We start from the raw sequence: 4,627 nt of genomic DNA on the forward strand, positions 1-4,627 counted from the left end.
GAAGGCGGCGGGCTGGTGCCCACCGTGCTCTTCGGCATTCCGGGCTCAGGCTCTATGGCGATTTTCATCGGCGCGATTGCGCTGCTGGGGTCTGGCCAGATCGAAGTCGGCCCTGCCATGTTGAAAAACAACCTCGACATAACCTATGCCATCGTGTGGCTGCTGGCGCTGGCGAACGTGGTTGGCACAATCATTTGTATCGCCGCCTCTGGTGGCATCGCAAAGCTGACAACAATTCGCTTCGTCCTACTGGCACCCTTCCTGTTTATGATCATCAGCTTTGCGGCGTTCCAGTCAGGCCAGAACCTGATGGACCTCGTGGCACTGTTCGCTATCGGGTTCCTTGGCATCCTGATGCGGCGGTTTGACTGGTCGCGCCCGGCCTTCCTTATCGGTTTCGTGTTGTCCAATCCTGCCGAAACCTACGCAAACCAGGCCATTCAGATCGCGCAATCGCGCTTTCGCAAAGGGTTTGGTGAAGGGATCGACTATATTTTTTCACCGATCGTTATCATCTTGGTGATTATCACACTGATCTCTGTTGTGCTTGGGCTGCGTCAGGCCAAACACATCATGGCCGAAGGCGATATCACAGCAGGCCGCAAGCGTGCGCCGATGGTCTTCATGCTGCTGATCACCGCCTTTATCGGTTATGCGCTTTATGATGCCAATGCGATCCCAAGCTATAGCCGCGACCGGACCTTCCCGATTTTTGTGGCAAGCATTTGCCTGATCGGCTGTGCTTTTCTAATCATCCGGATGATGCTCAAGCCCGAGACGGACACAATATTTGCCGATCGCGAACTAAATGGCGAGGATGCGCACGCGACCCATGGACTGTGGCCGACGCTGGCATGGTTCGGGGCGTTGTTAGTACTGACCTCACTGCTGGGATTCATTCTTGCGCTTACGGTCTTCTTATTCGCCTTCATGGTGATCCGCGCGCGGGTCAGCATGATCTTTGCCGCCGGATATACCGCCGCGGGTCTCGTGTTTATTTGCGCCATGGCGTGGCTCTTGAACCGCGATTTCCCGCCTGGCCTTTTACAGGAATACTTTACCCTCCCATGGCCCTTCACATGACCCAAACAGAAATCCCTTTCCTTTTCATGCGCGGTGGCACCTCGCGTGGTCCCTACCTGAACCGCGCGGATCTGCCGGATGATCTGGACAGCTTGGCACAGGTTCTCATCGCCATCGTAGGCTCAGGTCATCCGCTTAACATTGACGGGATCGGCGGCGGGGCTGCGGTGACGACCAAGGTCGCGATGCTTTCAAAGTCCGACGATGAGTGGGCCGATGTGGATTATTTCTTTGCGCAAGTGAGCGTGGAGGACAAGTTGGTGGATTTCAAACCCACGTGCGGCAATATCCTGTCTGGCGTCGGCCCTGCGGCGATCGAAATGGGGCTGGTGGTGGCCCAAGACGGCGAGACACCTGTAAACATTCGTGCCGTCAATACCGAGGCGCGGGTTGCCGCAGTTGTCCAAACACCGGGTGGCAACGTCAGCTATGAAGGCAACGCGAAGATTGACGGCGTGCCGGGGACTTCGGCACCTGTGGCCTTGCAGTTCATGGAGACAGTGGGCGGTGTTACCGGTGCCTTTCTGCCTACCGGCAATCTGGTCGATGTTGTTGACGGGATCGCGGTAACTTGCATGGACGTTGCCATGCCAATGGTGATCGCCAAGGCAAGCGATTTTGGACTGACCGGATACGAAAGCGCAGCTGAACTGGACGAGAACCGAGACTTCTTTGCCCGAATGGAGGCATTGCGCCTCAAGGCAGGTGCGCTGATGGGGATGGGTGATGTGACCAAATCCGTCACACCAAAGTTCGGGCTTTTGGCACCTGCGCGCGAGGGCGGCACCATCGCCACGCGCTATTTTATGCCGTGGAACACCCACCCCACGATGGCCGTAACCGGCGCGCAATGTCTGGCAGCTTGTGTGCTGACGCCGGGCACCGTAGCAGAGGGCATGGCAGCCAAGCCAAACGAAGTTCCCGCTCAAATCACGCTAGAGCATGCCTCGGGCAGCATTGACGTGACGGTGGATTACGCGCGAACCGACGCTGGGTTTCAGGTCAAATCCGCAGGACTGATCCGCACCGCACGCAAGATTGCTGCCGGAAAAGTGTTTGTCCCTAAATCGGTATGGGCTGGCGTCTGACACCACATGTAACAAGGGATAGGCTCATGAAAGTTCATATTCTTGACGATTGGTTCGACACGTTGCGCGGGCTTGCGTGCTTTGCGAAACTCGCAGATCACGAGATCACCGTCTGGACCGACCATGAGCCTGATCCGGTTAAACTTGCCGCGCGGATGGCGGATGCCGAGGCGCTGGTGTTGTTTCGCGAGCGCACAAAAGTTGGTGCGGAGTTGCTTGCGGGCCTGCCAAACCTCAAGCTGATTTCCCAGCGGAGTGTCTATCCCCATGTGGATGTGGCAGCTTGTACGGCGCATGGCGTCCTGCTGAGCTCCAACATGCACGCGGGCGCGCCGTCCTATGCAGCGGCAGAACATACGCTTGCGCTGATCCTCGCCAGCTACCGCCAGATTCCACAGCAAACTGCGTCGATCAAAGCAGGCCAGTGGCAATCAGGCGTTGGCCGCACGCTGCGCGGAAGAACTCTTGGGCTGTATGGCTACGGGCGTATTGCGGGTGCGGTTGCGACCTATGCAAAGGCAATGGGTATCAAGGTTCAGTGGTGGGGCTCAGAAGAGGGACGCGCGCGCGCGCTTGCGGCGGGTGAAACCATCGCCATGTCGCGAGAAGCATTTTTTGCGACATCAGATATTGTTAGCGTGCATGTCCGGATGAATGCGGCGACACGCGGGCTGATCACCGCACAAGATCTGGGTCAGATGCAACCGCGCGCGCTTTTCGTGAACACGTCGCGCTCTGGGTTGGTCGCGGCAGGCGCGCTGGAGGCCGAAGTGGCAAAAGGCCAGCTGCACGCCGCTGTTGACGTATTTGACCACGAGCCGCTCACCGATACGTCGAATATTCTCCTGAACCACCCCAATGTGCTGGCCACACCTCATATCGGCTTTGTAACCGAGGATGAATTTGACCTGCAATTCTCTGACATCTTTGACCAGATCAACGCCTACGCGACTGGCGCGCCGATCCATATGATCAACCCTGAGGTCTATCCTTAAGCGTTTTGCGCGGCCTCGACGAACCCGTCCTCGATCGCACGGCCTACAAAATCATTGAGGGCTGCAATGCGCGGGTCGGTGTTGTCAGGCAGCACCATCGCTTGGCGCACCGAGGTCAGCACACCGGATAAGATGCGGATGTCAGGCGACCCTGCAAAAGCCCCCTCCAGCGAGGCACGGACACCGGCCACGGCATCGCAACGGCCCGCGCGAAACTCTTCAAAGCTTTCGGGCGGCGTGCCCGAACGTTCCAAGGTGGCGTGTTGAAGGTTCTTGGTGAGATGCATGTCATAGGCTGATCCGGCCGATGTCAGAACCTGTACGCCTGCTGCATCCACATCCTCTACATCCTTGAATGCGGCATCGCTGCGCACCGCATAGGTCGCCTCAATCACAATATAGGGCTGGGTAAAGGCGATTTTTTCGGCCCTCATGGGATCAATAGCAAGAAAACCTATGTCCCATTTGTCCGCGCCCGCATCATCGAAGACTTTGCCTGCGCCGCTGTAGATAACTGGCTCCATTCTGGCACCAATTTCCTCGGCCAGTCTTTGCGCCAACGCGGGGCTGACGCCTGTGAGGGTGCTACCGTCCTGCTGGACCAACGCGCGATTTCCAGTATTGATTGCCACGCGCAACACGCCGTCCCGTGCCAGTGTTTTCAACTCCGCTTGCATCGTTATTTCCTTTTTTCAGTGTTAACATCGAACAGTCGTACGAAAAGCGGCGCACCCAGGATGACCACAAACATACGTAGCACATGATGCGCCACCACAAAGGCCATATCGGCCCCAACGATCAAAGCCAGCACTGTCAACTCTGCCTGCCCGCCCGGCGCGAAGGCAAGGATCGTTTCCATTGGTGGGGCAAGGCCCGCGAGGTGGATGGTCTCAGCAAAGATCACGGTCAGCACCAGAAGGATCACGCAAAATCCCAGACCTGCCGTCACATCCGTGCGCACTTCGGCCATGGTGACACCTGCGTATTTACTGCCCACGCTCAAGCCAATGAAAAACTGCGCGGCCCAGATCGCCTCCGCCGGTGGGCGATGGTTCAGAATTCCAGTCAGTGCAAATGCCGCCGCCAGCAGAAGCGGGCCCAGAATTGTAGCGCCGAACATGCCTGCCCGTTTCGCGATCTGCCACCCAGCGAGACCGCAAAACACCATGAGCCCCAGTTGTAATGGTTCAATACTGGCTGCGGGGGCACCCGGAGGGGTGCTTAGATCAGCATCCCAGACCCACGTCAGTAAAAACGGTAATACAACCACAATCACCATAACGCGAGTGGCATGGATGAGTGACAGGGCGCGCACATCGCCGCCAGCTTCCTCTCCAAAGACAAGCATATCCTGTAAGCCGCCGGGCATGGAGGAATAGTAACTGGTCGCAAAATCAAAGCCCCAGAGCCGTTGTAAATATAGCACGCCGACCACTCCGATACAGCCGGTCATTACGGGGA

At 57.5% G+C, this 4,627-nt stretch carries 5 protein-coding genes; 3 read left to right on the forward strand and 2 right to left on the reverse strand.

Annotated features, from left to right (window positions below):
• The 3 genes from ABYT07_RS19095 to ABYT07_RS19105 form a co-directional block, all read left to right on the forward strand.
• Window positions 1-1,083 (forward strand): tripartite tricarboxylate transporter permease (locus ABYT07_RS19095; RefSeq protein ID WP_372993605.1); only part of this gene is annotated, 1,083 nt, incomplete at its 5' end.
• On the forward strand, window positions 1,080-2,171 hold the full coding sequence (locus ABYT07_RS19100) for a 4-oxalomesaconate tautomerase (RefSeq protein ID WP_372993606.1): 1,092 nt from the start codon (window positions 1,080-1,082) through the stop codon (window positions 2,169-2,171). The genes ABYT07_RS19095 and ABYT07_RS19100, both read left to right, overlap by 4 nt.
• 26 nt (window positions 2,172-2,197) lie before the next feature.
• Entirely contained in the window at window positions 2,198-3,166 is a 969-nt protein-coding gene (locus ABYT07_RS19105) for a D-2-hydroxyacid dehydrogenase family protein (protein WP_372993607.1), read from the forward strand.
• On the opposite strand, the gene ABYT07_RS19110 is transcribed toward ABYT07_RS19105, so the two are convergent.
• Complete coding sequence (locus ABYT07_RS19110; RefSeq protein WP_372993608.1) at window positions 3,163-3,843, reverse strand: transporter substrate-binding domain-containing protein; 681 nt, start codon at window positions 3,841-3,843, stop codon at window positions 3,163-3,165. The genes ABYT07_RS19105 and ABYT07_RS19110 overlap by 4 nt on opposite strands.
• A 2-nt stretch (window positions 3,844-3,845) precedes the next feature.
• Window positions 3,846-4,627: AbrB family transcriptional regulator (locus tag ABYT07_RS19115; RefSeq protein ID WP_372993609.1), on the reverse strand; the 782-nt coding region annotated here is incomplete at its 5' end.

It is taken from the genome of Sulfitobacter sp., assembly GCF_041552635.1.
Lineage (GTDB): Bacteria > Pseudomonadota > Alphaproteobacteria > Rhodobacterales > Rhodobacteraceae > Sulfitobacter.